Origin of the sequence: Pseudobacillus badius (assembly GCF_002189605.1) — a bacterium.
GTDB classification, from domain to species: domain Bacteria; phylum Bacillota; class Bacilli; order Bacillales; family Domibacillaceae; genus Pseudobacillus; species Pseudobacillus badius.
This window is the reverse complement of record NZ_MWMM01000047.1, coordinates 1-2,188: the sequence shown is the minus strand read 5'-3', so window position 1 is coordinate 2,188 and position 2,188 is coordinate 1. Positions and strand designations below refer to the sequence as shown.

The 2,188-nt window shown below is 37.7% G+C and carries 3 protein-coding genes; all 3 read right to left on the bottom strand.

The genetic code is table 11. From position 1 onward, the window contains the following. Window positions 1-646, bottom strand: a 646-nt coding sequence (locus B1A98_RS19890) for a transcriptional regulator (RefSeq protein ID WP_087903804.1), incomplete at its 3' end; no start/stop codon positions are given. 356 nt (window positions 647-1,002) lie between these two features. Beyond that, window positions 1,003-1,809 carry a DUF3800 domain-containing protein gene (locus tag B1A98_RS19885; RefSeq protein WP_063384392.1) on the bottom strand — a complete coding sequence of 269 codons (807 nt, stop codon included), beginning with the start codon at window positions 1,807-1,809 and terminating at the stop codon, window positions 1,003-1,005. Between the two features lie 178 nt (window positions 1,810-1,987). Continuing rightward, window positions 1,988-2,188, bottom strand: a 201-nt coding sequence (locus tag B1A98_RS19880; protein WP_158286051.1) for a tyrosine-type recombinase/integrase, incomplete at its 5' end; no start/stop codon positions are given.

Sequence of the window (2,188 nt, the reverse complement as noted above, 5' to 3'; positions counted from 1 at the left end):
ATAGCTTATAAATCTCTTTGGCTTGTCCAAAGAACGGTTTCACGGTTAATACAAAGTTCTTTGGAATATGAGAAGGGGTAAACGAGTCATCTAAAGCGTCTTCGTCCTTACGTATGTATTTATTAAAAGATTTTTTTAATGGTAAAGAATAGGTAGGGATTTTTTTTGTCCCTTCGTCCTTAGAGCCACAAGGGGTTTCAGCATTTTCTGTTTGGAAATCTGCTTGGAAATTACTTAAATTCAGCAGTTCTTCCCAGTATGAAAAATACGGGTGGTCCACAAATAAATGGACTGGGGCACTCCGTCCATTTTGCTTCGTGGATCTCCGATACACGGTAAAGATCACACCATGGTCACGCAATTTTTTCATTACGTTGCGCATCGTACGATCGGTAATGCCGTATCGATCTGCAAGATAGTCATCACTGGCAAAGAAGAAACCGCGCTCTGCAGCTAACCAGCAAGCCATGTCGATTCCTGAGCGTGTTTCTTTTTTCAGCCGGTAATACGCATCGCCATATGCGTCTTCTACGACCTCCAATAACTTTAATTTCATAGATTGTTGTTCTTTTTGATTCTTAGCGTAGGGTTTATAGCTTTGCATTTGCTTGAATTCTTGATTAGATAACATTCTGCTTACGGTCATGGGTTTCGTCTCCTTTAGAGAAAAACAAAAAAGACGTGTTTACCGCGTAAATCGGTAAACACGTCCTTTGTCTGTCTGTAAAAGGTAGACTTTTCCCTTGAAATTTACGTTTATTTATCGTAAGATACAGGCAAAGATAAATAAAGTAACAAGGGTAAAAGCAAGTGTTTACCGTGGCTGCATCACGGTGGACGGTTATAGGTGGCGCCAACCACACTATAACGCGCTTTTGCCTTTTTTACTTTTCCGTTCGATTTAATTGTCTCTATTTATAGCAAACTTTTCGCAATTCTACAAGTTAATCACTCTTAAAATTTCAAAAAATGTCCAAATTCCTCAACATCGAGCAAATACTTTTAATATATTTGCTGAATCAGAAACGCACTTATATAGTCTGAAAAGTTAATGTTGTTCAATTCTTTGTTTCCGCGCCATTCATAATACTTTACTTCACTAATAATCTGCTTAAAATGGTCGTCTTGCAGCAACTCTACTGCCAATGCTACTTTCTCCCTTTCTATTTTACTTGTTTGTGGAGTAATGAGAGGATTTTTTATCACTGTACGGATTATCCCTAACAACACATCGGTAAGCTCTAATCCTATTTCGTTGTTTTTCGGTAACATCTCACACTTGCTGGCATAAAATTTTTCTCCCCTGTAAAGGGATTGACTATTCAGCGTAGTGACAATGGTTTCATCTAGTTTCAGTGTTTCGTATTCGGTTGATTTGTCTATATAAATAGTGGCAGATACTTTCATGTCTCCGCCATAACCTCTAATAAGGCCATATATCAACCGTTCAGGAAACTTTGAATAGATCGTGGCATCCCTGTCTGTCTTTGAAAAATGCGGTTGGTCTTTTAAGAATCCATAGTGATAATTTATCACGTTCCATTTGATAAAATCCTTATATGGAATAAATGCACCAATTAAGTTTTTGATATTTTCTTTGGCATTTTGATTGCCATTGTAATTTTTCCAATGTATCTTAAAACGCCTTTTCTTTAGAAAGTAATTCATGTATTGTAGGTCGTCTAATTCATATATTCTTTTAGGTATCGAAAGAGACCCCAGAAGATTGGGTCTATCGCTTTCTTTTCCTGATTCATCAAAGAAGACATTCATTTCTCTCGTATGAAACGCATTAAATAGGTGACTCATTCCTTTAGCACTCCCTTTGCGGAACTTGACAATTTCAGCTAAATATATTAATTTGTATAAACAAACAGGAATAAAACTTCATGTTATAACTAAACTTATTTACACACCTCTCATTCAATTTGAGTGCGAGGTTCGTACAGAGGCGACTCATTCAATACGAATGCGTTGCCTTTTTTATTTATAAAGAAAATCTCTCTAGTATCTGATCAATCATTTCGTCGTTAATGCCAATATAACGTAAAGTAACCGATGGTGCCGAGTGGCCAAAGATTTGCTGCAGCATGGCCACGTCCTTCGTTTGCTGGTAAAAATGATAGCCGAAGGTCTTCCTCATGGTGTGGGTGCCAATGGCTCCTTCAATGCCACACGCGCGAGAAGC